The 24,388-nt window shown below is 72.4% G+C and carries 21 protein-coding genes and 1 pseudogene; 12 read left to right on the top strand and 10 right to left on the bottom strand.

Annotation, left to right across the window (positions count from 1 at the left end):
- Positions 1–289 precede the first annotated feature (289 nt).
- The gene (locus ABD299_RS11120) at positions 290–817 is read right to left on the bottom strand and encodes a MarR family winged helix-turn-helix transcriptional regulator (RefSeq protein ID WP_344261002.1); all 528 of its coding nucleotides are present in this window, start codon (positions 815–817) and stop codon (positions 290–292) included.
- A gap of 56 nt (positions 818–873) precedes the next feature.
- Between ABD299_RS11120 and pip the strand changes: the two genes are divergently transcribed.
- A complete protein-coding gene (pip, locus tag ABD299_RS11115) occupies positions 874–1,857 on the top strand; it encodes a prolyl aminopeptidase (RefSeq protein WP_344261000.1) in 984 nt (327 codons plus the stop codon).
- Between the two features lie 3 nt (positions 1,858–1,860).
- Here the strand turns inward: pip and ABD299_RS11110 are convergent, their stop codons facing one another.
- Positions 1,861–2,343, bottom strand: coding sequence for a methylated-DNA--[protein]-cysteine S-methyltransferase (locus ABD299_RS11110; RefSeq protein WP_344260999.1), 483 nt, complete (start codon positions 2,341–2,343; stop codon positions 1,861–1,863).
- The gene (locus ABD299_RS11105; RefSeq protein ID WP_344261026.1) at positions 2,343–3,872 is read right to left on the bottom strand and encodes an AlkA N-terminal domain-containing protein; all 1,530 of its coding nucleotides are present in this window, start codon (positions 3,870–3,872) and stop codon (positions 2,343–2,345) included. The genes ABD299_RS11110 and ABD299_RS11105 overlap by 1 nt, the downstream gene beginning before the upstream one ends.
- 324 nt (positions 3,873–4,196) lie before the next feature.
- On the opposite strand from ABD299_RS11105, the gene ABD299_RS11100 reads away from it, so the two are divergent.
- Positions 4,197–5,489, top strand: coding sequence for an MFS transporter (locus ABD299_RS11100; RefSeq protein ID WP_425581308.1), 1,293 nt, complete (start codon positions 4,197–4,199; stop codon positions 5,487–5,489).
- On the opposite strand, the pseudogene ABD299_RS11095 reads toward ABD299_RS11100, so the two are convergent.
- Positions 5,416–5,891: pseudogene (locus tag ABD299_RS11095) on the bottom strand (PPOX class F420-dependent oxidoreductase). The gene ABD299_RS11100 and the pseudogene ABD299_RS11095 overlap by 74 nt on opposite strands.
- A gap of 142 nt (positions 5,892–6,033) precedes the next feature.
- On the opposite strand from ABD299_RS11095, the gene ABD299_RS11090 reads away from it, so the two are divergent.
- Positions 6,034–7,080: an NAD(P)-dependent alcohol dehydrogenase gene (locus tag ABD299_RS11090; protein WP_344260997.1), complete on the top strand. Its 1,047-nt coding sequence runs from the start codon at positions 6,034–6,036 to the stop codon at positions 7,078–7,080.
- Positions 7,081–7,196: 116 nt separating this feature from the next.
- On the opposite strand, the gene ABD299_RS11085 is transcribed toward ABD299_RS11090, so the two are convergent.
- The 3 genes from ABD299_RS11085 to ABD299_RS11075 form a co-directional block, all read right to left on the bottom strand.
- Positions 7,197–8,102, bottom strand: coding sequence for a helix-turn-helix domain-containing protein (locus tag ABD299_RS11085; protein ID WP_344260996.1), 906 nt, complete (start codon positions 8,100–8,102; stop codon positions 7,197–7,199).
- Between the two features lie 66 nt (positions 8,103–8,168).
- Complete coding sequence (locus tag ABD299_RS11080; RefSeq protein ID WP_344260995.1) at positions 8,169–8,993, bottom strand: SAM-dependent methyltransferase; 825 nt, start codon at positions 8,991–8,993, stop codon at positions 8,169–8,171.
- Positions 8,994–9,170: 177 nt separating this feature from the next.
- Complete coding sequence (locus ABD299_RS11075; protein WP_425581305.1) at positions 9,171–10,400, bottom strand: YihY/virulence factor BrkB family protein; 1,230 nt, start codon at positions 10,398–10,400, stop codon at positions 9,171–9,173.
- Between the two features lie 18 nt (positions 10,401–10,418).
- Between ABD299_RS11075 and ABD299_RS11070 the strand changes: the two genes are divergently transcribed.
- Positions 10,419–12,092, top strand: a complete 1,674-nt coding sequence (locus tag ABD299_RS11070; RefSeq protein WP_344260993.1) for an acyl-CoA dehydrogenase family protein — start codon at positions 10,419–10,421, stop codon at positions 12,090–12,092.
- Here the strand turns inward: ABD299_RS11070 and pflA are convergent.
- Genes pflA through adhE form a run of 3 tightly spaced genes read right to left on the bottom strand, consistent with a single transcriptional unit; the run spans position 12,064 to position 17,776 of the window.
- On the bottom strand, positions 12,064–12,849 hold the full coding sequence (gene pflA, locus ABD299_RS11065; RefSeq protein ID WP_344260991.1) for a pyruvate formate-lyase-activating protein: 786 nt from the start codon (positions 12,847–12,849) through the stop codon (positions 12,064–12,066). The genes ABD299_RS11070 and pflA overlap by 29 nt on opposite strands.
- Positions 12,849–15,107 carry a formate C-acetyltransferase gene (gene pflB, locus ABD299_RS11060; protein ID WP_344260989.1) on the bottom strand — a complete coding sequence of 753 codons (2,259 nt, stop codon included), beginning with the start codon at positions 15,105–15,107 and terminating at the stop codon, positions 12,849–12,851. The genes pflA and pflB overlap by 1 nt, the downstream gene beginning before the upstream one ends.
- Positions 15,104–17,776: a bifunctional acetaldehyde-CoA/alcohol dehydrogenase gene (adhE, locus tag ABD299_RS11055; RefSeq protein ID WP_344260987.1), complete on the bottom strand. Its 2,673-nt coding sequence runs from the start codon at positions 17,774–17,776 to the stop codon at positions 15,104–15,106. The genes pflB and adhE overlap by 4 nt, the downstream gene beginning before the upstream one ends.
- A gap of 129 nt (positions 17,777–17,905) precedes the next feature.
- Here adhE and ABD299_RS11050 point away from each other — a divergent pair, with 129 nt between their 5' ends.
- The 8 genes from ABD299_RS11050 (at position 17,906) to ABD299_RS11015 (ending at position 24,387) form a co-directional block, all read left to right on the top strand.
- A complete protein-coding gene (locus tag ABD299_RS11050) occupies positions 17,906–18,454 on the top strand; it encodes a GNAT family N-acetyltransferase (RefSeq protein ID WP_344260985.1) in 549 nt (182 codons plus the stop codon).
- A gap of 108 nt (positions 18,455–18,562) precedes the next feature.
- Positions 18,563–18,646, top strand: a complete 84-nt coding sequence (locus ABD299_RS11045) for a putative leader peptide (protein WP_311203293.1) — start codon at positions 18,563–18,565, stop codon at positions 18,644–18,646.
- Between the two features lie 137 nt (positions 18,647–18,783).
- Positions 18,784–20,478, top strand: coding sequence for a nitrite/sulfite reductase (locus ABD299_RS11040; protein WP_344260983.1), 1,695 nt, complete (start codon positions 18,784–18,786; stop codon positions 20,476–20,478).
- Complete coding sequence (locus tag ABD299_RS11035) at positions 20,475–20,687, top strand: hypothetical protein (RefSeq protein ID WP_344260981.1); 213 nt, start codon at positions 20,475–20,477, stop codon at positions 20,685–20,687. Before ABD299_RS11040 ends, ABD299_RS11035 begins: the two co-directional genes overlap by 4 nt.
- Complete coding sequence (locus ABD299_RS11030; protein ID WP_344260979.1) at positions 20,684–21,397, top strand: phosphoadenylyl-sulfate reductase; 714 nt, start codon at positions 20,684–20,686, stop codon at positions 21,395–21,397. Before ABD299_RS11035 ends, ABD299_RS11030 begins: the two co-directional genes overlap by 4 nt.
- The gene (cysC, locus tag ABD299_RS11025) at positions 21,397–22,014 is read left to right on the top strand and encodes an adenylyl-sulfate kinase (protein ID WP_344260977.1); all 618 of its coding nucleotides are present in this window, start codon (positions 21,397–21,399) and stop codon (positions 22,012–22,014) included. Before ABD299_RS11030 ends, cysC begins: the two co-directional genes overlap by 1 nt.
- Positions 22,015–22,090: 76 nt before the next feature.
- Positions 22,091–23,026, top strand: coding sequence for a sulfate adenylyltransferase subunit CysD (cysD, locus tag ABD299_RS11020; RefSeq protein ID WP_344260975.1), 936 nt, complete (start codon positions 22,091–22,093; stop codon positions 23,024–23,026).
- Positions 23,026–24,387 carry a sulfate adenylyltransferase subunit 1 gene (locus ABD299_RS11015; protein ID WP_344260973.1) on the top strand — a complete coding sequence of 454 codons (1,362 nt, stop codon included), beginning with the start codon at positions 23,026–23,028 and terminating at the stop codon, positions 24,385–24,387. Before cysD ends, ABD299_RS11015 begins: the two co-directional genes overlap by 1 nt.
- The last annotated feature ends 1 nt before the right edge of the window (position 24,388 follow it).

Raw genomic sequence — 24,388 nt, 5'->3', positions numbered from 1 at the left:
ACCAGCCCTCACCAACCAGGTTGGAAAAGGCTCAGTGTCCGCTCAGTGCAGCGAAGGCGGCAGATGTGGGAGGCGGGCGGTCCGCAGTCTCTGCGGACGCTGGAGGCCGGCATCGCTACCGAGGCTGAGCGAGAAGCAGTTCGCCCAACTGAAGGGTGAAGCTGGCCAAAGAGCCATCCGCCGTGGATCGACATGAATGGGCACTGATGCGCGGCGTTTCTGGAGATGCTGGAAGCTTGCGATCAGCTGTGCGGGACCTGACCGAGTCAGCAGGCCGAGAGACAGCAGTTCAGGCCGTAAATGACGGCAGGTCCGCCGTTGGGCCGCCGAGGGGCGGCGCCGGCTCACGGGCCGCGTCGGCGATGCGGTCCCGCATCGGCCGGCGGCGCAGGGCCTCCAGCGCTTCGTCGACGATCCGGCTCAGGGAGCAGGACAGTTCGGCCTCCAGGGCCTCGGCCGCGGCGGTGGTCGCCCGCCACTCTGTCTCCAGCACCGGGAGCAGCGCCTCGGCCTTCCCGGTGAGGCGCACGATCCGCCGGCGGGCGTCCTCCCCCGGTTCGACGGCGACCAGTCCTTCCCCGGCCATCCGGTCGACGGTCTGGCTCGCCGCGGAGTGCGTGACTCCGGTGGCCTGGGCCAGGTCCCGGATGGAGGCCGGGCCCGAGGCGGCCAGCGCCCGGATGACGGGGGTGAAGCGCGGCCGGAAGCCCTCCGGGGCGAGGTCCCGGTAGAACGCGGCGACGCCGGCGTCGAGCAGGTCGGACAGGAGGCGCAGCCGGGTGCCGAGAAGTTCGGGGCCGTGGGCGGGTGAGCTCATGGTGTTAATGTAACAGCGCTGTTGTAACAGTGCTGTCGCATCTCGGAGGGACGCCCATGTCCGGCCACCGGCCACCGCCCGACCCGTCCGGCCGCCGGGGGGAGCGCCCCCACGAGGAGGGGATGCTCGACACCGGCGACGGCAACCTCGTGCACTGGGAAGTGTGGGGGAACCCGTCGGGCAAGCCGGCCGTGGTGGTCCACGGCGGCCCCGGCTCCGGCTCCTCCCCCCGGTCCCGCCGTCTGTTCGATCCGGACCGCTACCGCGTCGTGCTCTTCGACCAGCGCGGATGCGGGCGCAGCACGCCGCACGCGAGCGACCCGGCGGCGGACATGAGCCTGAACACCACCGGTCATCTGATCGCCGACATGGAGCTGCTGCGCGGGCATCTGGGGATCGAGCGGTGGCTGCTGATGGGCGGCTCGTGGGGCTCCACCCTGATCCTGGCCTACGCCCAGCGGTATCCCGAGCGGGTGTCGGAGATCGTCATCGCCGCCGTCACCACCACCCGGCGCTCGGAGATCGACTGGCTCTACCGGGGTGTGGGGAGGCTCTTCCCCGAGGAGTGGGAGCGGTTCTGCCGCGGCGCCCGGCGGGCCGGGGGCGACGACGGCGACCCGGTGGCCGCTTACGCGCGGCTGGTGGAAGACCCCGACCCTGAGGTCCGCGCGAAGGCCGTGGACGACTGGTGTGCCTGGGAGGACGCCGTGGTCTCTCTGGAGGGAGACGGCGGGCCGGGCCCGTACGGCAGCCGTCCGCCGGAGGCCCGCGCGGCGCTGGTGCGGATCGCCGCGCACTACTTCTCGCACGGTGCGTGGCTGGAGGAGGGCGTGCTGCTGCGGGAGGCGCACCGGCTGGCCGGGATTCCGGGGTTCCTGGTGCACGGGCGCCTGGACCTGGGGAGTCCCCCGCACACCGCCTGGGAGCTGTCGCGCGCCTGGCCGGGGGCCCGGCTGGTTCTGGCCGAGAGCTCCGGACACACGGGCGACGACGAGACGCGTGAGCTGCTGGCCGCAGCGCTCGGCCGGTTCGCCTCGTGAGTCTCAGCCCAGCAGGACGCCTTCGAGGGTGAGCAGCTGCCGCTTGCGCTCCATGCCTCCTGCGAAGCCGGTCAATGCGCCGTTCGCGCCGATCACCCGGTGGCAGGGGCGTACCACCATGAGGGGGTTGGCGCCGATCGCGCCCCCGACCGCCCGCACCGACTGGGCGGGCAGGCCGGCCATGGCGGCCACCCGGCCGTAGGTGACGGTGCCGCCGTAGGGGATGAGGTCCAGGGCCCGCCAGACCTGCTCCCGGAAGGCGCTGCCCCGGGTTTCCAGGACAAGGTCGAACTCCTTGAGGTCTCCGGCGAAGTAGGCGTCCAGCTGGCGTACGGCCTCGGCGAACGCGCCGTCGTCCCGCTGCGCGCCGGGGGGCAGCACGACGCCGCCCTTCTGGCCCTCCACGCGGACGGAGGCGAGGGTGCCGGGGCGCGGGCCGGTGAGGGTCAGTTCGCCGAGCGGACTGGGGTGGGTGGTGTAGAGCATCAGGGGTTCTCCTTCTCCGGGACAGTGTGCGCGGTGCCTGCCGGTACCCGTGGGCGGGGGGTGGCGGCGGCCCACAGGTGGTGCACCGCGTAGGAGCGCCAGGGGCTCCAGGCCGCCGCGCCCTGGCCGGCCGGCCGGTCGGGGGCCGCCGCGGCGCCGAGTGCGGAGAGGCCGTGCCGGACGCCGGCGTCGCCGGGGAGGAACACGTCGGGGTCGCCCAGTGCCCGCATCCGCAGGTAGCCGGCGGTCCACGGCCCGATGCCGGGCACCGCCAGCAGTGCCTGTTCGGCGGCGTCCCGGTCGGCGCCCGGCTCCAGGACGACCGTCCCTTCGGCCAGTGCCGCGCACAGTTCGCGCAGGGCCCGCCGGCGGGCCCCGGGCATGCCGGCTTCGGTGAGCGGCGCCCCGGCGAGGGTCCCCGGCTCGGGGAAGAGGTGGGTGAGGCCGCCGTCCGCCGCGGGCAGCGGCTTGCCGTACGCCGTGACCAGGGCGCCGGCCAGGGTGCGGGCGGCGGCGACGGTGACCTGCTGGCCCAGCACGGCGCGGACGGCGGTTTCGGCGGGGTCGGCGGTGCCGGGCGAGCGCAGCCCCGGGCGGGCCGCCACCAGAGGGCCGAGCAGCGGGTCGGTGCCGAGCCGTCCGGTGACGGCGTACGGGTCGGCGTCCAGGTCGAACAGCCGCCGCAGCCGCTGCACGGCGGTGGTCAGGTCCCGCAGGTCGGACAGGCGCAGCCGGGCGGGCAGCCAGCCGTCGCCGCCGTCCTCGCCGACCTCGGCGGTCCCGTGCCCGCAGGGCAGCGTGAGGGTGCGGCGGTAGCGGCGTGCGCCCGGCGGTCCGGTGATCTCCTCGACGCCCGGGACGGCCCGCCGCCCGAGGAAGTCGAAGACCTCGCGCGCGGCGTAGGCTCCCCGGTACGCCAGTCGCAGCGGCACGCCTTCCCCGCCCTCCCCGGCCGGCGGGCCCGCTCCGGCGGTCCGGCGGGCGGCACGCAGGGCGGTGGGAGTCCGGGCGTAGATCTCCTGGACGGTGTCGTTGAACTGCCGGACGCTGCTGAATCCGGCGGCGAAGGCGATGTCGGTGACCGGCAGTGCGGTGGTCTGGAGCAGCAGCCGGGCGGTGTGGGCGCGCTGGGCCCGGGCCAGGGCCACCGGCCCGGCTCCGAGTTCGGCGGTCAGCTGGCGCTGCACCTGCCGGGCGCTGTATCCCAGGCGCCGGGCGAGCCCTGCGACGCCCTCCCGGTCCACCACCCCGTCGGCGATCATGCGCATGGCCCGGCCCACGGCGTCGGCGCGCACGTTCCATTCCGCCGAGCCGGGCACGGCGTCGGGCCGGCAGCGGCGGCAGGCCCGGAAGCCCTGGGCCTGCGCGGCGGCGGCGGAGGGCGCGAAGCGGACGTTCTCCCGCTTGGGTGTCCTGGCCGGGCAGCTGGGGCGGCAGTAGATCCCGGTGCTCCGCACGCAGGTGTAGAAGACGCCGTCGAACCGGTCGTCCCGGCCGCGCACCGCTTCGTACCTGCCCTCGTCGTCCATCACGCCCTCGAGTCTGCGCCCCTCCGGGGGGCCGTTGCCAGCGGGATTCGGACATCGCGCCCGGGTGCGGCGCGTCCGGCGAGCCTGGACCGGGGAGCTTGGGGAGGACTGCGGCGCCGTCACTGTGCGCGCCGGTGTGCGATGGTGCCGGGTGACCGCACACGGCACGCGGCGTGACGCCGCGGCAGACCGGCTCACGCCGGGTGGAGTGACCGCACGGACGGCTTCCCCGGACGCGTCCGGCGCGGCCTTCCGAACGCCTCGCCGAGTGACAAGGACGGACATCCGGTGCCACTTCGACTGCTCACGCCCGGCCGTCGGCCGATGACCGCGCTGTATGCCACCAGCGTGGTGTCCGTCGGGGGGCATTCGCTCACGCTGATCGCCATCCCCTGGTTCGTCCTGCAGTCCACCGGGAGCCCCGGCCGGACCGGGCTGGTGGCGTTCTGCGCCGCCGCGCCCGTGGTGCTGTCCACGCTCTTCGGCGGGCCCGCCATCGACCGGTTCGGGCGGCGGCGCACCAGCGTGACCTCCGACCTGGCCTGCGGGCTGGCGACCGCTGCCGTGCCGCTGCTGTTCTGGGCGGGCGCCCTGCCGTTCTGGCTGCTGTGCGCGCTGGTGGCGCTGGCCGGGCTGCTGCACGCTCCCGGCGAGACCGCGCGCAGTGTGATGCTGCCGGATGCCGCCGAGCGCGCCGGGACGGCCCTGGCCCGGGCGTCGGGCTTCTACCAGGGAGTGTCCAACGCCGCCCGCCCGGCGGGCATGGCGCTGGGCGGCGTGCTGATCGCGGCGCTGGGGACCGAGGCAGCTCTTCTGATCGCCGGCGGCGTCTTCGTCCTGGCCTCGCTGAGCGCGCTGGCGCTGCGCGGGATGCCCGGAGCCGAGCCGCTGCCGGCCGCCGCACCTCTGTCGGTGCGCGGCTACGCCGGCGAACTGCGGGAGGGGTACGCCTTCGTGCTGACCACCCCGCTGCTGCTGGCGGTCATTGTGGTCCTGATGTTCAGCAACGGCACCCACCAGGGGTGGAGCGCGGTGCTGGCGCCCGTCCACGCGGATCTCCACCTCGGCGGGGCGCACGCGCTCGGCCTGCTGGCCGCGGCAACCGGCGTCGGCATGGCGCTGGGGTCGCTGGTCTACGGGGCCTGGGGCGGGCGGCTGCCGCGCTGGCCGGTGTTCGCCGTCTGCTTCCTCGTCTCCGGGTTCCCGCGCTACTTCACCGCGGTGCTGGACGACGGCCTGCTTGCCCTGGCCGTCGTCGTGGCGGTGGGGAGCTTCGCGGCCGGCGCGCTCAACCCGATCCTGTTCACCGTGCTGTACGAGGTGGTGCCGGCGAAGCTGCTGAGCCGGGTGCTGGGGGTGGCGACCGCCGTTTCCCTGCTGGTCACGCCGCTGGGCGGTCTTGCGGCGGGCGGGCTGGTGGAGTGGCTCGGGCTCTCCCCGGCGCTGCTGGTGTTCGGTACCGCGAGCCTGCTGCTCGGCCTGTGCCCGCTGGTCTTTCCCGTCTGGCGGCAGCTGGACCGCACGCGGGAGGCCGTGCCGCCGGTCAGTGCTCCCGGTCCGGGGCGAGCCGGGGCGGAAAGCCCCCCGTCGCGACCGGGCCCCAGCGCCGGGCTGTGAGCCTCAGCAGGGACTTCCCCTGGGCGGTCATGGCGCGCCGGTACTCGTCCCAGTCCGGGTGCTCCCCGGCGATGACCCGGTAGTACTCCACCAGGGGTTCCAGGGCCTCGGGGAGGTCCAGCACCTCGGCGGTGCCGTCGATCTGGACCCACGGGCCGTCCCATTCGTCGGAGAGGACGACGACGCTCGCCTGCGGGTCGCGGCGGGCGTTGCGGTCTTGGCCCGCTCGGGGTAGGTGGCCACCACGATCCGGCCCTCGGCGTCCACGCCGCACGCCACCGGGGAGGCCTGCGGGGTGCCGTCCGCCCGGCGGGTGAGCAGCACGGCGCGGTGCCGGGGCCGCACGAATGCGAGCAGCTCCGGGAGGCCGACACGGGTGTTCGTCGCGATCGAAGGGCTCATGGCCCGAGGGTAAGGGGTGTGCGGGCGTGGCCCGCCGGAACTCGCGGCCCCCGGTGGCCCTCCCCGGTGTGTGGCCCCGTCCGCTGCGGGTAGTCGGGGAGGTGAACGGCCGACCGCTTTTTCCCGTTTCCCGGAGGCCCCGATGAGAGCCGTGAGAATGGTGCACTGGCAGGCGCCCCCCGAGCTGACCGACATGCCGGTCCCCGAGCCGGGGCCCGGCGAAGTGCTGATCAAGGTGGCGGGGGCCGGGGTGTGCCACAGTGATCTGCACGTCATGGAGTGGCCCGAGGGGACGCTCCCCTATGCGCTGCCGTTCACTCTGGGGCACGAGACGGCCGGGTGGGTGCATTCCTTCGGCCCGGGCGCGCGCGGCGCCGGGCTGAACGAGGGGGACGCGGTCCTGGTGTACGGGCCGTGGGGGTGCGGGCTGTGTCCGCCGTGCTCCCGGGGGGCGGAGAACTACTGCCGGCACGCGGCGGAGATCGGCGCGGCCGGCGGCGGGCTGGGCAGGGACGGCGGCATGTCCGAGTACATGCTGGTGCCGTCGCCGCGGCTGCTGGTCCCCCTCGGGGATCTCGACCCGCACACCGCGGCGCCGCTCACCGACGCCGCCCTGACCCCCTACCACGCGATCAAGCGGTCCCTGCACCGGCTGGTCCCCGGCACCACCGCGGTGGTCATCGGGGCCGGAGGGCTGGGTCAGGCCGCGGTCCAGTTGCTCAAGGCCCTTTCGCCCGCCGAGGTGGTCGCCGTCGATCTGGACACCGCGAAGCTGGACCTCGCGGCCGAGTCCGGCGCCGATCACTGCGTCCTGGCCGGGGACGACGCCGCCGACCGGGTCCGGCGGCTGTCGGGCGGCCTGGGCGCCGCCCTGGTGCTGGACTGTGTCGGCGCGGACGTCACCATGGCCACGGCGGCGGCGGCCGCGTCCGTGGAGTCCGACATTACCGTCGTCGGCCTGGCGGGCGGGACCCTTCCGGTGCGGTTCGGGGCCGTGCCGTGGGAGGCGTCGGTCTCCATGCCGTACTGGGGCACCCGGCCCGAACTGGCCGAGGTGATCGCGCTGGCCGCCGCCGGGAAGCTGCACCTGCCGGTGAAGACCTACCCGCTCAAGGAGGCCGGGCAGGTCTACGGCATGCTGCAGGAGGGCAAGGTGCCCGGCCGGGCCGTGCTGCTCCCGCAGCCCTGAGCGGCCGGGGCGCGGACCAGCGGCGGCGGGTACGCCGCCGGGGCGGCGACGGTCGCTTTCCCACGAGGGCCTGACCATGACGAGTGCCCGGCGTCGTCGGTTTCGACGTCGCCGGCTCAGGTCTCGGCGAGGATGCGGCGCAGGATGCCGGTGGTCGCCTCGGGCGGCTCGGCCCGCAGGGCCAGGCGGTTCATCACGTGCCGGTAGTGGTCCACCTCTTCGGGCTTGTCCGGGTAGATGCCGCCGGTGTGCTGTTCGAGGTACACCACGTCGGGCAGTTCCTCCCCGGGCGGGCGGATCACCGTGACGGGCCCGGAGACCGCCGCGTGGCCGCCCGCGGCGAACGACATCACCTGAATGGTGATGTGCCGGTACTCCATCATCTCGATGAGGTGTGCCAGCTGGGCCCGCATCGCCTCGGTGCTGCCCATGGCCCGGCGCAGCGCCGCCTCGTCGATGACCGCCCACAGATGCGGTGGTGACGGCTGGTGGAGGACCAGTTGACGGCGCATCCGCAGCTCGACCCGGCGCTCCAGTTCCTCCTCGGGGATGCCCTCGAACCCGAGCCTGATCACGTCGCGTGCGTACTGCTCGGTCTGCAGCAGCCCGGGAACGAACTGGAGTTCGTAGGTGCGGATGACCCGGGCCGACTGCTCCAGGCCGAGATAGAGGTTGAGCCAGGGGGGCACCACCTCGTAGTAGGCGTGCCACCAGCCGGGCATGTTCGACTGCCGGGCCAGGGCCAGCAGCGTGGCGCGTTCGCCCTCGTCCTGGACCCCGTAGAGGGTGAGCAGGTCGTCCACGTCGCGCCGCTTGAAGCCGGTGCGGCCCATCTCCAGCCGGCTGATCTTGGAGTGCGAGGCACGGATCACTTCCCCCGCCTCCGCGCCGGTGATGTTCCTTGCCTCACGCAGCCGGCGCAGCTGTGCCCCCAGCACCATGCGCGGGACTGTCGGGCCCGCGTGCCGGTAGCCGGCGGCTCGGTCTTCCTGTCTTTCGCTCACGGCCTCTTCGGTGTCCACGTTCCGCTCCCCATGCCTAGCCGCGACGACCCCTCATCGTAGAACTCCTCGGACAGCCGCCCGGCTTCACGGCTTGCGCCCGACGCCCCCGTACTGTCCCACCTCGGCCGGGCCGCCGCCCAGCGGGGCCAGCCGGGACCGCCACTGCGGGCAGGAGACGATCCCGGGCTCCACGATCTCCAGGCCGTCGAAGTAGCCCTCGATCTGCTGGGGGGTCCGCAGGTGGTAGGGGGTGGCGCCGCTGGAGTTGTACGCCTCCTGGGCCCTGGCGTACACCGGGTCGGTGTTCACGCCTTCGTTGAGCGACAGGCAGCTTCCCGGGACCAGGCCGGCCATCAGCCGGGCCACGATGGAGCGGGCCTGTCCGTAGTCCTCGATGTGCCCGAGGATTCCGCTCAGAATGACCCCGACGGGCCGGCCGAGGTCGAGGGTGCCGGCCGCGACGGCCAGGATGTTCTCCGGGTCGCGCAGGTCGGCCTCGATGTACTCGGTGCGGCCCTCCGGGGTGCTGGTGAGCAGGGCGTGCGCGTGCAGCAGCACCAGCGGGTCGTTGTCGATGTAGACGACCCGGCACTCCGGGGCGGCGCGCTGAGCGATCTCGTGGGTGTTGTCCTCGGTGGGCAGGCCGGTGCCGATGTCCAGGAACTGGCGCAGTCCCTCCTCGCGGACCAGGTAGCCGATGGAGCGGGCGAGGAACTGCCGGGAGGAGCGCGCGACGTCGACGATGCCGGGGAAGAGGGCCTGGTACTGGTCGCCCGCCGCGCGGTCGACCTCGTAGTTGTCGGTTCCGCCGAGCCAGTAGTTCCAGATCCGGGCGGAGTGCGGAATCGTGGTGTCGATCTTGGATACCGGTTCGCGGCCGGGGACACCGGACGTGTCGTCGTCTGCCACGGGGACATCTCCTGAGGTGCGTCGCTTCTGCCGCCGCATCCCCGGGCCGGCACACGCCTGTGCCCCCTCGGCCGACGGGCGGCACTGCCTCGGCACACTCAGCGTACCGCTCCGGATGCGCACCGGCCATCGCTTCGCCACCCGCAGGCATCCACGCGCGTGAGTGCGCGGGGGTGCTCAGGCTCCGCGCCGCGCGCCCCCGGTGGGCGGGCCGTCCCCGCCGCCGTCTCCTTCCCCTCGGGCATCCGGATCGGCGCCCCCGGATTCCTCCGTCCGGGTGTTTCCCTGCCCGTTCCGCTCCTTGATGCGGTGCAGATGGGCGCGCAGCTCGGCCGGGCGCAGGGCGCTCGCCAGGCGCTGGGCGACCCGGACCGTGTCGGGCTCCGGGATGCCCAGGACCTCGGCCCGGGTGCGGCGGCTGCGGACCGCGGCGATCATGGCCTTGGCCGCCTCCTCCCTCGCCCGTTCGGTCTCCGCCCGGGCGGCAGCGGTCGTGACGGTGGGCCACACCCGGTCCACGGCGGCGTTCAGCGCGGCTCCCACCAGTACGGCGAAGGCGGACAGGCCCAGCCACATCAGGATCGCCACCGGCGCGGCCAGCGAACCGTAGATGCTCTGGCCCTCCACGGTGGTACGCAGGTAGACCCGCAGCACCCAGGCGCAGCCCGCCCAGATGGCCAGGGCCAGCAGCGCCCCGGGGATGTCCTCGCGCCAGGGCGAGCGGACGGGCACCGAGACGTGGTAGAGCGTGGTGAGGAAGCCGACGCACAGCAGCAGGATCAGCGGCCAGTAGAAGAACCTCAGCAGCCACGCCAGCTGGGGGAACCACTCCATCGCCACTTCGGGGCCGATCACCAGGGCGGGCACCACGATGGCTCCCACCAGCAGGCTGGCCACATACATGACGAACGCCAGCAGGCGGGTGGCGGCCGGGTTGCGGTGTCCGTCCAGGCCGTACATCACCGTGATGGTGCCGACGAACACGTTGACCGCCCGGGAGCCGGACCACAGCGCGACGATGAAGCCGAAGGACATGACGTCCGGCCGCGCACCCTGCACCAGGTCGTCGATGAGCGGCCGGACGAAGTCCTGCACGCCCCGCTCGGACAGCAGTGCCGAGGACGCTTCCAGGATGTTGCGCCGCACCGTCTCCAGCGTGTCCAGGCCGGCCACCGCGTCCAGGCTGGACAGCAGCCCGACGAGGCCGAGCAGCAGCGGGGGCAGCGACAGCAGCATGAAGAACGCCGACTCCGCGGCCATGCCGATGACCCGGTGCTCCGCGCAGGAGGTGGCGGTGTCCTTGGCCAGCAGCCAGGCCAGCTTCCCTTTGGGGATGTTCCGGTACATCGCCCTGCGGGAGCCCGGGGCGTCCGGCTCGGATCTGGGGGATGGCTCGTCGGCGTCCACGCGCCTAACGTATCGGGCATGACTGCCGGCACTCACTCCGTGTTCAATCAGCCGCCGCCCCTGGTGGAGTACGACGTGTTCTCCCAGGACGCCGCCCTGTCCGAGGCCTTCGCCCGCTGGTCGGGGGAAGCACCCGACGGGCCCGGCGCGGCGGAGCTGGCCGCGCTCGGCCGCCAAGCCGGCTCGGCCGAGGCCCGGGAGTGGGGCTTCCAGGCGGACGAGAACCCGCCGCGGCTGCGCACGCACGACCGCTACGGCAACCGCATCGACGAGGTGGAGTTCCACCCGGCCTGGCACCGGCTGCTGGACCGCGCGGTGGCGGCCGGCGCGGCCGACGCCTGGTCGCGTCCGCACGGTCAGCTCAAGCGGGCCGCGGCGTTCTACGTGTGGACGCAGGTGGAGGCCGGGCACGGCTGCCCGCTGTCGATGACGCACGCCGCGGTGCCCGCGCTGCGCGCCGAAACTGAACTGGCGGCGGAGCTGGAGCCGCTGCTGACCTCCCGCACCTACGAGCCCGGGCTGCGGCCGGTGGCCGGGAAGGCCGGGATCATCGCGGGCATGGGCATGACCGAGAAGCAGGGTGGCTCGGATGTGCGGGCCAACACCACCCGGGCAGAGCCGGCCGGGGAGCCGGGAATGTACGCGCTGACCGGGCACAAGTGGTTCTGCTCGGCCCCGATGTCGGACGTCTTCCTGGTGCTGGCCCAGGTGTCCGGGAGCGACGGGGCGGGCGGGCTGACCTGCTTCCTGGTCCCCCGGGTGCTGCCGGACGGCTCCCGCAACACCTTCCGCATCCAGCGGCTCAAGGACAAGCTCGGCAACCGCTCCAACGCCTCCGCCGAGGTCGAGTTCGACGGCACCACGCTGGCCCGGCGGGTGGGCGAGGAGGGCCGGGGGGTGCCCACGATCATCGAGATGGTCGCGGCCACCCGGGTGGACTGTGTGACCGGGTCGGCGGCGATCATGCGGCAGGCCGTCGCCCAGGCCGCCCACCACACGGCGTACCGCAGCGCGTTCGGCGGCCCGCTCATCGACAAGCCGCTGATGCGCAACGTGCTGGCGGACCTGGCCCTGGAGTCGGAGGCCGCCACGGCCCTGGCGATGCGGCTGGCCGCCGCCCAGGACAGCGCGGCCGGCGGCAGCTCCCACGACCGCTATCTGCTGCGGCTGGCGGTGCCGGCCGCCAAGTACTGGGTGACCAAGCGCTGCACGCCGGTGACCGCCGAGGCCCTGGAGTGTCTGGGCGGCAACGGCTATGTCGAGGAGTCCGGCATGCCCCGGCTGCTGCGCGAGTCGCCGCTGAACTCCATCTGGGAGGGGTCCGGAAATGTCCAGGCGCTGGACATGCTGCGCGCCCTGCAGCGCGAGCCGCAGGCGCTCAACGCCTATCTGACGGAGGTGGGCAGGGCCGGCGGGGCCGATCCCCGGCTGGACCGCGCGATGAAGGACCTGCTGGGCGAGCTGTCGGACCTCGACGGCATCGAGGCGCGGGCCCGGCGGCTGGCCGAACGCTTCGCGCTGGTGCTGCAGGGCGCGCTGCTGGTGCAGCACGCCCCGCCCGAGGTCGCCGACGCGTTCTGCGCGTCCCGGCTCGGCGGTGAGTCCGGTGCGGCCTTCGGCACCCTGCCGCGCGGCGCGGACCTGGCGGCGATCGTCGAGCGTGTCAGACCGCGTACAGACCGTGCCGGGTGAAGATCTCCTTGGCCGCCGCCACCTGGGCGGCGGTGGGCACCGGGGTGCCCTCCAGGGGGAATCTCATGCCCAGCGCCTCCCACTTGGCGGCGCCCAGGGTGTGGAAGGGCAGCACGTCCACCCGGGTGACGTTGCCCAGCGAGGCGGTGAAGGCGGCCACCCCCTCGATGTTGTCCGGGTCGTCGGTCAGGCCGGGCACCAGCACGAAGCGCACCCACACCTCCTTGCCCAGGTCCGCCAGCCGGCGCGCGAACGCCAGCGTCGGCTCCAGTTCGCGGCCGGTCAGCCGCCGGTACAGCGGCCGGTCCCAGGACTTGATGTCCAGGAGCACCAGGTCGGTGTCGGCCAGCAGCGCGTCGGTGGCCCGGTCCCCCAAGTACCCGGAGGTGTCCAGCGCGGTGTGCAGGCCCAGTTCGTGCTTGAACCGGTGCAGCAGCTCGCCGGTGAGGACGGGCTGGAGCAGCGGCTCCCCGCCGCTGACGGTGGCGCCGCCGCCCGCGGCCCGGATGAACTCGCGGTACTTGCGGGCCTCGTCCACGATGTCGTCGGCCGACGTGCGGGTGCCGTTGCGCATCTTCATGGTGTCGGGGTTGTGGCAGTACAGGCAGGCCAGCGGGCAGCCGGCCAGGAAGGTGACGAAGCGGGTGCCGGGCCCGTCCACCCCGGTCGACAGGTCCCAGGAGTGGACGGAGCCGCTGACCGGCCGCCGGGCGGCCGCCCCCGCGGGGGTGGCCGCCGGCGAGTGCACCGTGGTCATCACAGCGACCCGTGGAAGGTGCGGTTGATGACGTCCAGCTGCTGCTCGCGGGTGAGCCGGACGAAGTTCACCGCGTAGCCGCTGACCCGGATGGTGAGCTGCGGGTAGTTCTCCGGGTGGGCCATGGCGTCCCGGAGGGTCTCCTCGTTCAGCACGTTGACGTTCATGTGGAACCCCTTGCTGGCGATGTAGCCGTCCAGCACCCCGGTGAGGTTGGTGACGCGCTCCTCCGGGGTGCGGCCGAGGGCGTCGGGGGTGATGGAGTTGGTCAGCGAGATGCCGTCCTCGGCGTCGTCGTAGGGCAGCTTGGCCACCGACAGCGCGGAGGCGATGTAGCCGTGCCGGTCACGGCCGTTCATCGGGTTGGCCCCGGGCGCGAACGGTTCGCCGGCACGGCGGCCGTCGGGGGTGTTGCCGGTCTTCTTGCCGTAGACGACGTTGGAGGTGATCGTCAGCACCGACTGGGTGTGCACGGCGTCCCGGTACGTCGGGTGCCTGCGCACCTTCTGCATGAAGTCGTGCACGATCGCCCGGGCGATGACGTCGACGCGGTCGTCGTTGTTGCCGAAGGCCGGGTAGTCCCCCTCGGTCTCGTAGTCGACGGCCAGGCCGGTGGCGTCCCTGATCACCCTCACCCGGGCGTGCTTGACGGCGGACAGCGAGTCGGCGGCGACCGACAGGCCGGCGATGCCGCAGGCCATGGTGCGCAGCACCGCGCGGTCGTGCAGGGCCATCTCGATGCGCTCGTAGGCGTACTTGTCGTGCATGTAGTGGATGATGTTGAGCGCGTGGACGTAGGTCTTCGCCAGCCAGTCCAGCATCGCGTCGTAGGCCCGGGTGAGCTCGGTGTGGTCGAGGTACTCCCCCTCCAGCGGCTGGAAGCCCTCGACGACCAGCTCGCCGGTCATCTCGTCCCGTCCGCCGTTGATGGCGTACAGCAGGGCCTTGGCGACGTTGACCCGGGCGCCGAAGAACTGCATCTGCTTGCCCATGGCCATCGCGGAGACGCAGCAGGCGATCGCGGTGTCGTCGCCGTACTTGGGCCGCATCAGCTCGTCGGACTCGAACTGCAGGGCGCTGGTGTCGATGGCGACCCGGGTGGCGTACCGCTTGAACCCCTCGGGGAGGTCGCGCGCCCAGAACACCGTCAGGTTGGGCTCGGGCGCCGGGCCCAGGTTGTACAGGGTGCGCAGGGCCCGGAAGGCGGTCCGGGTGACCAGCGGGCGCCCGTCCTCGCCGATGCCGGCCAGCGACCAGGTGACCCAGGTGGGGTCTCCGGAGTAGAGCTCGTTGTACTCCGGGGTGCGCAGGAAGCGCACGATGCGCAGCTTGATGACGAAGTCGTCGATCAGTTCCTGGGCGCGGCTCTCGGTGAGCACTCCGCGCTCGATGTCGCGCTGGAGGTAGATGTCCAGGAAGGCGTCGATGCGCCCCAGCGACATGGCCGCGCCGTTCTGCTCCTTGACCGCGGCGAGGTAGCCGAAGTACAGCCACTGGACGGCCTCCCGGCCGTCGGCGGCGGGCCCGGAGATGTCGTAGCCGTAGGTTCCGGCCATCTCCTTGAGCTCCCGCAGCGCCTTGATCTGCTCGGCGTTCTCCTCGCGGTCGCGGATGGTCTCCTCGTCCGGCCACAGGGCGTCCAGGCGCTCGCGGTCCTCGCGCTTGTCGGCGATGAGCCGGTCCACCCCGTACAGCGCCACCCGCCGGTAGTCGCCGATGATGCGGCCGCGGCCGTAGGCGTCGGGCAGGCCGGTGATGATGCCGGCCGAGCGGCAGGCGCGGATCTCGGGGGTGTAGGCGTCGAAGACACCCTCGTTGTGGGTCTTGCGGTAGGTGGTGAAGATCTTCTTCACCTGCTCGTCGGGCTGGTAGCCGTAGGCCTCCAGGGAGTTCTCCACCACCCTCCAGCCACCGTTGGGCATGATGGCGCGCTTGAGCGGGGCGTCGGTCTGCAGGCCGACGATCAGGTCCCGGTCCTTGTCGATGTACCCGGGCCCGAAGGCGGTGATGGTGGAGGGGGTGCGGGTGTCCACGTCGTGGACGCCGAGGGCGTTCTCGACCGGGAACATCGCCCGCAGCTTGTCCCACACGGCGGTGGTGCGGTGGGTGGGCCCGGCCAGGAAGGTCTCGTCGCCCTCGTAGGGGGTGTAGTTCTGCTGGATGAAGTCGCGGACGTCGATGGTGTCCCGCCACAGTCCGCCCCGGAATCCCTCCCAGGCTTCGTGGCCGGGTCCGGCGTGAATCGGCTGAGTGGTCATGACCGCTGGCCTCCGTTGTCGTGGGCGGTGCCGTAGTAGGCGGCCCGCATCAGCTTCTGCATGTCACCGAGCATCGGCATCCGCGGGTTCGCGGGTGCGCACTGGTCGGCGTAGGCGTTCCTGGCCTGCTGCGGCAGGGCGTCGATGAACGCCTTCTCCTCGATGCCGGCCTCCTTGAAGGACGCCGGGATTCCGCACCGGGCCCGCAGGTCCTCCACCGCGCGGGCGTAGGACTCCACGCCCTCCTCGGGGGTGGCGGCCGGCAGGCCGAGGAGCTTGGCGATCTCCTGGAACCGCTCGTGGGCCCGGTAGGTCTCGTACTTGGGCCAGCCCGTCAGCTTGGTGGGGATCCGGCCGTTGTAGCGGATGACGTGCGGCAGGAGCAGCGCGTTGGTGCGTCCGTGGGCGACGTGGAAGGTGTTGCCCAGGGTGTGTGCCATGGCGTGCACCAGGCCGAGGAAGGCGTTGGCGAAGGCCATGCCGGCGACCGTGGAGGCGTTGTGCATCCGCTCGCGCGCCTCGGGGTCGTCCGCCCCCTTCACCACGCTGCGCTCCAGGTTCTCGAAGATCAGCTTGATGGCCTGGAGGCACAGTCCGTCGGTGTAGTCGTTGGCGTAGACCGAGACGTACGCCTCGGTGGCGTGGGTCAGGGCGTCGAAGCCGGAGTCGGCGGTGACCTCCGGCGGCATGGTCATCGCCAGCACCGGGTCGACGATCGCCACGTCGGGGGTGAGGGCGTAGTCGGCCAGCGGGTACTTCTTGGCCGCTGCCGGGTCGGAGATGACGGCGAACGGGGTGACCTCGGCGCCGGTCCCCGAGGTGGTGGGAACGGCCACCAGCTTCGCCTTCTCGCCCAGCGGGGGGAACGTGAAGGCGCGCTTGCGGATGTCGAAGAACTTCTCCTTGGTGTCCGCGAAGGCCACCTCGGGGTGCTCGTACATCAGCCACATGACCTTGGCGGCGTCCATCGGGGAGCCGCCGCCCAGGGCGACGATGGTGTCGGGCTGGAACTCGCGCATCCGCGCGGCGCCGCGCTCGACGGTCGCGAGCTCCGGGTTGGGCTCGATGTCGTCGATGATCTGGAGGTTGACCGGCTCTGGGCGGGTGCGCAGCATCTCCTTGACGCGGGTCAGGAAGCCGAGCCTGTCCATGGTCCGGTCGGTGACGATGGTGACGCGCCGCATCCCCTCCATCTCGCCCAGGTAGCGCAGCGAGTTGCGCTCGAAGTAGATCTTCGGGGGGACCTTGAACCACTGCATGTTGGTGTTGCGCCGCCCGATCCGCTTGATGTTGAGCAGGTTGACCGCGGTGACGTTGTCCGAGACGGAGTTGCGCCCGTAGGAGCCGCAGCCCAGGGTCATCGAGGGCAGGAAGGCGTTGTAGACGTCGCCGACGCCGCCGAGCGAGCTGGGGGCGTTGACGATGATCCGCACGGCCTTGACGCGCTTGCCGAACTCCTCGGTGAGCGCCTCGTCCTCGGTGTGGATGACGGCGCTGTGGCCCAGGCCGTCGAACTCCACCATCTGCTCCGCCAGTCGCACGCCGTGCCCGGTGTCGCGGGCGCGCAGCACCGCCAGGACCGGGGAGAGCTTCTCGCGGGTCAGCGGCTCGGCGGGGCCGACCTCGGAGCACTCGGCGATCAGCACCGAGGTGTCCTCGGGGACGGTGAAGCCGGCGCGCTCGGCGATCCAGTGGGCGGACATGCCCACGGCGTCCGCGTTCAGCCGGGCCCCGGCGCAGTTGGCGCGATCGGCGGTGACCCCGAACAGGAAGGACTCCAGCTTGGCCTTCTCCTTGTCGCTGACCACGTGGGCGTGCAGGGCGCGGAACTCGCGCAGCCCTTCCTCGTAGATCTCCGCGTCCAGGATCGCGGCCTGTTCGGAGGCGCAGATCATGCCGTTGTCGAAGGTCTTGGACAGCACGATGTCGTGGACGGCGCGGCGCAGCTTGGCCGCCTTGTGGACATAGGAGGGGACGTTGCCCGCGCCGACGCCCAGGGCCGGCTTGCCGCACGAGTAGGCCGCCTTGACCATGGCGTTGCCGCCGGTGGCGAGGATCGTGGACACCCCGTCGTGGTGCATCAGCAGCCGGGTGGCCTCCATGGAGGGCTCCTCGATCCACTGCACGGCGTGGGCGGGGGCACCGGCCTCGACGGCGGCGTCCCGCACGATCCGGGCCGCCTCGGCGCTGCACCGCTGTGCGGAGGGGTGGAAGGCGAAGATGACCGGGTTTCGGGTCTTCAGGGCGATGAGGGCCTTGAAGAGGGTGGTGGAGGTGGGGTTGGTCACCGGGGTCATGGCGCAGATGACGCCGACCGGCTCGGCGATCTCGACGATGCCGTTGAGCTCGTCGCGTCCCACGACGCCGACCGTCTTCAGGTTCGCCATGGAGTGTGTGACGTGCTCGCAGGAGAACATGTTCTTGACGGCCTTGTCCTCGAACAGGCCGCGGCCGGTCTCGTCCACCGCGAGCTGGGCCAGCACATCGTGCTGGGCCAGGGCGGCCAGGGATGCCTTGCTGACGATGTGGTCCACCTGCTCCTGGGTGAAGGACGCGAAGTCCTCCAGGGCCTTGAGAGCGTCGGTCACCAGGGAGTCGACGGTCAGGGCGACCGGTGAAGGGGTCGTACCGGCCGGGGGCGGCCCGGGTCGTGCGGTGGCTTCTGCCATAGCAATCACCTCTGCGGTTGCGGTACTTCCATTGCACGACGCCGGGCGCCGGCGGGGGGCCGGAGAACGGTCCCGACAGGGGGGCCGACCGGCCCTCTTCGGCTTCCCCACCTGTGATGTGATGCTCGTATGAGCGCGCCTCTGACCACATGGTTTCTGGAACAGACCGATCCCGGGCAGCTCTCCCCGGCCCGTGAACCGGGGCCGCCGGGAGGGGTCCGCATCGCGCGGGCGGAGATCCCCAGCCCCGAGTTCAGCCGCTTCCTCTACACGGCGGTGGGCGGGGACGTGTCCTGGACGGACCGGCTGGGCTGGAGCCGTGAGGAGTGGCGGGCCTTTCTGGAGCGGCCCGGGACGGAGACCTGGGTGGCCTACGAGCGCGGCACGCCGGCCGGGTACATCGAACTGGACGCGCAGCCGGGGGGCGTGGTGGAGATCAGCTACTTCGGGCTGCTGCCGGCCTTCCGCGGGCGGCGGATCGGCGGGCGGCTGCTGTCCGAGGGGACGGCGCGGGCCTGGGACCTCGCCACCAGGTGGCCGGGCCGCGAGGCGACCCGCCGGGTGTGGGTGCACACCTGCAGCGACGACGGCCCGCACGCGCTGGCCAACTACCGCCGCCGCGGCTTCCTGTTGTACGACGTCACGGTCACCGGTGCGGAGCCTGATCCGTCCGAGTGACGTGTTCTCCGGCCTCCGAAGCCACCCTTGTCCCGCATTCCGGGACAACTTCGTCCGCATAGTGGCCAACAGTGGACTCGCCCGTGCGGCTCGTGCGAATCTTCCGTCATGTCTCGAGCTGGAATTGCCTTGGTGAGTCGGCGGCACGTCGACCTGGGCCGCCTGTCCAGCGCCATGTGTCCGGCGGGCTGACAGTCCCAGCACCGCCGCACCCCCTGCCGCCCGACAGCCGCGGGCGCACCCCTTCTCCTCCCTTGCGGTGATGCGCAGCGCTGCGCATCACCGCAGGTCGAAGACGCCCGCCGCCTCCCCGAAGGACATGAAGACGCATGCCCGACTCCACCGAGAAGCCTTCCGCCCCGACCCGCCGCAAGGCCGGCCGCCACCGCGGCGAAGGCCAGTGGGCGGCCGGGCATCTGACCCCGCTCAACCCCAACGAGCAGACGAAGAAGGACGACGACGGTCTCAATGTGCGGACACGCATTGAGACGATCTACGCCCACCGCGGTTTCGACTCCATCGACGGCGCGGACCTGCGCGGCCGGATGCGCTGGTGGGGCCTCTACACCCAGCGCAAGCCCGGCATCGACGGTGGCAAGACCGCGATCCTGGAGCCCGAGGAGCTGGACGACTCCTACTTCATGCTGCGGGTCCGCATCGACGGCGGCCGGCTCACCACCGAGCAGCTCCGCGTGATCGGGGAGATCTCCCAGGAGTTCGCCCGCGGAACGGCCGACATCACCGACCGGCAGAACGTCCAGTACCACTGGATCCGCATCGAGGACATGCCGGAGATCTGGCGCCGCCTGGAAGGCGTGGGCCTGTCCACCACCGAGGCCTGCGGCGACACCCCGCGTGTCGTCCTCGGCTCGCCGGTGGCCGGCATCGCCGAGGACGAGATCATCGACGGCACCCCGGCCATCGAGGAGATCCAGCGCCGGATCGTCGGCAACAAGGCGTTCTCGAACCTCCCGAGGAAGTTCAAGTCGGCGGTCTCCGGCTCCCCGCTGCTCGACGTGGCGCACGAGATCAACGACGTGTCCTTCGTCGGCGTCGAGCACCCCGAGCACGGCCCCGGCTTCGACGTGTGGGTCGGCGGCGGGCTGTCCACCAACCCCAAGCTCGGCGTGCGGCTGGGCGCCTGGGTGCCCGTCGAGGACGTCGCCGACGTCTTCGAGGGCGTGGTGTCCATCTTCCGCGACTACGGCTACCGGCGGCTGCGCACCCGGGCCCGGCTGAAGTTCCTCGTCGCCGACTGGGGGGCGGAGAAGTTCCGCCGGGTGCTGGAGGAGGAGTACCTGCTGCGCGGCCTCGCCGACGGCCCCGCGCCCAGGACCCCGGTCGCCCAGTGGCGCGACCACGTGGGCGTGCACCGGCAGCGCGACGGCCGCTACTACATCGGCTTCGCCCCCAAGGTCGGCCGGGTGGACGGCACCACCCTCACCAAGCTCGCCGACCTGGCGGAGGCGCACGGCTCGGGCCGGGTGCGCACCACCGTCGAACAGAAAATGATCATCCTCGATGTGACGGAGGACCAGGTCGGCCCGCTCGTGGAAGAGCTGGAGTCGCTCGGCCTCACCACCCGGCCCTCCCCCTTCCGGCGCGGCACCATGGCCTGCACCGGCATCGAGTTCTGCAAGCTCGCGATCGTCGAGACCAAGGGCCGCGCCTCCTCCCTGATCGAGGAAATGGAGCGCCGGCTGCCCGGATTCGCCGAGCCGGTCACCATCAACATCAACGGCTGCCCCAACTCCTGCGCCCGCATCCAGGTCGCGGACATCGGCCTGAAGGGGCAGCTGGTCACCGACGCCGACGGCAACCAGGTGGAGGGCTACCAGGTGCACCTGGGCGGCTCCCTCGGCCTCGAACCCGGTTTCGGCCGCAAGGTGCGCGGGCTGAAGGTCACCGCCGCCGAACTGCCCGACTACGTGGAGCGGGTGCTGCGCAACTTCCAGGAGCAGCGCGAGGACGGCGAGCGCTTCGCCCAGTGGGCCGCCCGGGCCCAGGAGGGCGACCTGAAGTGAGCGAACGAGCCGCCCCCTACCACTGCCCGTACTGCGGGGACGAGGACCTGCGCCCCTCCGAGGAGGGCCACGGCGCCTGGGAGTGCGCGGCGTGCAACCGCGCCTTCCGCCTGAAGTTCCTGGGTCTGCTGGCCCGGGGACTGACCCGTCCCGCGGCCGGCGGCGACGGCCCTCGGCACTCCCACGGCACCGAAGGAGAGACCGCATGAGCGGCGGCACGGCCATCGGACAGCCGGCGGCGGAACTGTCCGTGCTCGCCGAACGGGCCGGCCGGGAGCTGGAGGAGGCGCCGGCCGCGGAGATTCTGCGCTGGGCCTGTGACACCTTCGGCCCGCGCCTGTGCGTGACCTCCTCCATGGAGGACGCGGTGGTGGCACACCTGGCGTCCCGCGTGCGGCCCGGCATCGACGTGGTGTTCCTGGACACCGGCTACCACTTCCCGGAGACCATCGGCACCCGGGACGCGGTGGCCGCCGTGATGGACGTCAACGTCATCACCCTGACCCCGCGGCTGACCGTCGCCGAGCAGGACGCCGCCCACGGCCCGCGCCTGTACGAGCGCGACCCGGACCGCTGCTGCGCGATGCGCAAGGTCCAGCCCCTGGAAGAGGGCCTGCGCGACTACGACGCCTGGGCCACCGGGCTGCGCCGGGACGAGTCGCCCACCCGGGCCGCCACCCCGGTCATCGGCTGGGACGAGCGGCGCCGAAAGGTCAAGGTCTCCCCCATCGCCCGCTGGACGCAGGACGACGTGGACGCCTACGTGGCCGAGCACGGCGTACTCACCAACCCGCTGCTCCAGGACGGCTACGCCTCCGTCGGCTGCGCGCCCTGCACCCGGCGGGTGGCGGCCGGCGAGGACGCGCGGGCCGGCCGCTGGGCGGGGCTGGGCAAGACCGAGTGCGGGCTGCACGGCTGATGGCGGCAGGAGTGGCCGGCACCGCCGGCGAGGAACGAACGGCCGATCAGGAGCGAGTGGAGGAGCGGGAGATGAGCGGAACCGGTCGGGGAGCCACCGTCTGGCTCACCGGGCTGCCCAGCGCCGGCAAGACGACCATCGCCCGGGCGCTGGAGAAGCGGCTGCGCGAACAGGGCAGGCGGACCGAGGTGCTGGACGGTGACGAGATCCGCGAGTTCCTCTCCGCGGGTCTCGGCTTCTCCCGCCAGGACCGCGACACCAACGTGCGGCGGATCGGCTTCGTCGCGGAACTGCTCGCCTCGCACGGTGTGATCGTGCTGGTGCCGGTCATCGCCCCCTACGCGGCGAGCCGCGAGGCGGTGCGCGAGCGGCACGCGAAGAACGGCACCGGCTACCTGGAGGTGCACGTCGCCACGCCCGTGGAGGTCTGCTCCCGGCGGGACGTGAAGGGCCTGTACGCCAAGCAGGCCGCCGGCGAACTGACCGGCCTCACCGGCGTGGACGACCCCTACGAGGCTCCCGCCGAGCCCGATCTGCGGATCGCCGCCCACGAGCAGGGCGTCGAGGAATCCGCGGCGGCGCTGCACGCCCTGCTCACCGGGCGGGGGCTGCTGTGAGTGATCCGCGGGCCGCCACGAGCACGCGGCCGACCGGCCCGAACCGAGCGCACGAAGCGAGTGAAGGGGACACAGCATGACGACGGTCGTCGAGACCCCGGACGGCACCGGCCATCCGTTCGCCCTGTCCCACCTGGACGCCCTGGAGTCCGAGGCGGTCCACATCTTCCGCGAGGTGGCGGGGGAGTTCGAGCGCCCGGTGATCCTGTTCTCCGGCGGCAAGGACTCCATCGTCATGCTGCACCTGGCGCTGAAGGCGTTCGCGCCCGCGCCGGTGCCGTTCGCACTGCTGCACGTGGACACCGGGCACAACTTCCCCGAGGTCATCGACTACCGCGACCGCACGGTGGCCCGGCACGGGCTGCGCCTGCACGTCGCCTCGGTGCAGGAGTTCATCGACGACGGCCGGCTGCGCGAGCGCCCCGACGGCACCCGCAACCCCCTGCAGACCGTGCCGCTGCTGGACGCCATCGAGACCAACCGCTTCGACGCGGTGTTCGGCGGTGGCCGCCGCGACGAGGAGAAGGCCCGCGCCAAGGAGCGGGTGTTCTCCCTGCGCGACGAGTTCGGCGGCTGGGACCCGCGCCGGCAGCGCCCCGAGCTGTGGCAGCTCTACAACGGCCGGCACTCCCCCGGCGAGCACGTGCGGGTCTTCCCGCTGTCCAACTGGACCGAACTGGACGTGTGGCAGTACATCGCCCGGGAGAACATCGAACTGCCCGCCATCTACTACGCGCACGAGCGCGAGGTCTTCGCCCGCTCCGGCATGTGGCTGGCGCCCGGCGACTGGGGCGGCCCCAAGGACGGCGAGCGGGTCGAGCGCCGCCAGGTGCGCTACCGCACCGTCGGCGACATGTCCTGCACCGGTGCCGTCGACTCCGGTGCCACCACCATCGAGGCCGTCATCGCCGAGATCGCCGCCTCCCGCCTCACCGAGCGGGGCGCGACCCGCGCCGACGACAAGCTGTCGGAGGCCGCCATGGAGGACCGCAAGCGGGAGGGCTACTTCTGATGAGCACCACGACCGTCCAGGACGGCTCCGGACACGCGCCGGCGCCCGCCGCCTCGCTGCTGCGCTTCGCCACCGCCGGCTCCGTCGACGACGGCAAGTCCACGCTGGTCGGACGGCTGCTGCACGACTCCAAGTCGGTCCTCGCCGACCAGCTGGAGGCCGTCGAGCACGCCTCGCGCTCGCGCGGGCAGGCCGCGCCGGACCTGGCGCTGCTCACCGACGGGCTGCGCGCCGAACGCGAGCAGGGCATCACCATCGACGTCGCCTACCGCTACTTCGCCACCCCCCGGCGGCGGTTCATCCTGGCCGACACCCCCGGGCACGTGCAGTACACCCGCAACATGGTCACCGGGGCCTCCACCGCCGAACTGGCCGTCGTCCTCGTCGACGCCCGCAACGGCGTGGTCGAGCAGACCCGCCGGCACGCCGCGGTGGCCGCCCTGCTGCGCGTCCCGCACCTGGTGCTGGCCGTCAACAAGATGGACCTCGTCGACTACGCCGAGCCCGTCTTCGCCGCCATCGCAAAGGAGTTCACCGCCTACGCGGCCTCCCTCGGCGTGCCGGAGATCACCGCCGTCCCGATCTCCGCGCTGGCCGGCGACAACGTCGTCACCGCCTCGGCGAACATGGACTGGTACGGCGGCCCCACCGTGCTGGAACACCTGGAGACCGTGCCGGTCGCGCACGACCCGGCCGGCGACCCGGCCCGCTTCCCCGTCCAGTACGTCATCCGCCCCCAGACCCCCGAGCACCCCGACTACCGCGGCTACGCCGGGCAGCTCGCCTCCGGAGTGCTGCGGGTGGGCCAGGAAGTGACCGTCCTGCCCTCGGGCCGCACCAGCACCATCACCGGCATCGACGCCCTGGGCACGGCCGTGCCGGAGGCGTGGGCGCCGCAGTCGGTGACCGTCACCCTCGCCGACGACCTCGACATCTCCCGCGGCGACCTGATCGCCCCGGCCGGCGCCGCCGCCACCCCCACCCGGGACATCACCGCCACCGTCTGCCACCTCCACGACCGGCCGCTGACGCCCGGCGCCCGGGTGCTGCTCAAGCACACCACCCGCACCGTGAAGGCCATCGTCAAGGAGATCGGTTCCCGGCTGACCCTGGACGACCTCTCCCAGCACCCGGCCCCCGGCGAACTCGTCGCCAACGACATCGGCCGGGTGACCGTCCGCACCTCCGAACCGCTCGCCCTGGACGACTACGCCGCCTCCCGCCGCACCGGCTCGTTCCTGCTGATCGACCCCGCCGACGGCACCACGCTCACCGCCGGCATGGCCGGCGACGCCTTCACCGGCCGCACCGGCGAAGGCGCCGCGCCCGCCGCGCCGGACGACGATGGATGGGACTTCTGAC

The sequence above is a fragment of the Streptomyces sodiiphilus genome (assembly GCF_039529215.1).
Taxonomy (GTDB): Bacteria; Actinomycetota; Actinomycetes; order Streptomycetales; family Streptomycetaceae; genus Streptomyces; species Streptomyces sodiiphilus.
The sequence above is the reverse complement of the archived record's forward strand: the minus strand, read 5'-3'. Positions and strand labels throughout refer to the sequence as shown.

Excerpts from the sequence above, each read along its gene's own strand:
- ABD299_RS11120 (WP_344261002.1), bottom strand. The coding sequence starts at position 817 with ATGAGCTCACCCGCCCACGGCCCCGAACTTCTCGGCACCCGGCTGCGC.
- pip (WP_344261000.1), top strand. The coding sequence starts at position 874 with ATGTCCGGCCACCGGCCACCGCCCGACCCGTCCGGCCGCCGGGGGGAG.
- ABD299_RS11110 (WP_344260999.1), bottom strand. The coding sequence starts at position 2,343 with ATGCTCTACACCACCCACCCCAGTCCGCTCGGCGAACTGACCCTCACC.
- ABD299_RS11105 (WP_344261026.1), bottom strand. The coding sequence starts at position 3,872 with ATGGACGACGAGGGCAGGTACGAAGCGGTGCGCGGCCGGGACGACCGG.
- ABD299_RS11100 (WP_425581308.1), top strand. The coding sequence starts at position 4,197 with ATGACCGCGCTGTATGCCACCAGCGTGGTGTCCGTCGGGGGGCATTCG.
- ABD299_RS11090 (WP_344260997.1), top strand. The coding sequence starts at position 6,034 with ATGAGAGCCGTGAGAATGGTGCACTGGCAGGCGCCCCCCGAGCTGACC.
- ABD299_RS11070 (WP_344260993.1), top strand. The coding sequence starts at position 10,419 with ATGACTGCCGGCACTCACTCCGTGTTCAATCAGCCGCCGCCCCTGGTG.
- pflA (WP_344260991.1), bottom strand. The coding sequence starts at position 12,849 with ATGACCACGGTGCACTCGCCGGCGGCCACCCCCGCGGGGGCGGCCGCC.
- pflB (WP_344260989.1), bottom strand. The coding sequence starts at position 15,107 with ATGACCACTCAGCCGATTCACGCCGGACCCGGCCACGAAGCCTGGGAG.
- adhE (WP_344260987.1), bottom strand. The coding sequence starts at position 17,776 with ATGGCAGAAGCCACCGCACGACCCGGGCCGCCCCCGGCCGGTACGACC.
- ABD299_RS11050 (WP_344260985.1), top strand. The coding sequence starts at position 17,906 with ATGAGCGCGCCTCTGACCACATGGTTTCTGGAACAGACCGATCCCGGG.
- ABD299_RS11045 (WP_311203293.1), top strand. The coding sequence starts at position 18,563 with ATGTCTCGAGCTGGAATTGCCTTGGTGAGTCGGCGGCACGTCGACCTG.
- ABD299_RS11040 (WP_344260983.1), top strand. The coding sequence starts at position 18,784 with ATGCCCGACTCCACCGAGAAGCCTTCCGCCCCGACCCGCCGCAAGGCC.
- ABD299_RS11030 (WP_344260979.1), top strand. The coding sequence starts at position 20,684 with ATGAGCGGCGGCACGGCCATCGGACAGCCGGCGGCGGAACTGTCCGTG.
- cysC (WP_344260977.1), top strand. The coding sequence starts at position 21,397 with ATGGCGGCAGGAGTGGCCGGCACCGCCGGCGAGGAACGAACGGCCGAT.
- cysD (WP_344260975.1), top strand. The coding sequence starts at position 22,091 with ATGACGACGGTCGTCGAGACCCCGGACGGCACCGGCCATCCGTTCGCC.
- ABD299_RS11015 (WP_344260973.1), top strand. The coding sequence starts at position 23,026 with ATGAGCACCACGACCGTCCAGGACGGCTCCGGACACGCGCCGGCGCCC.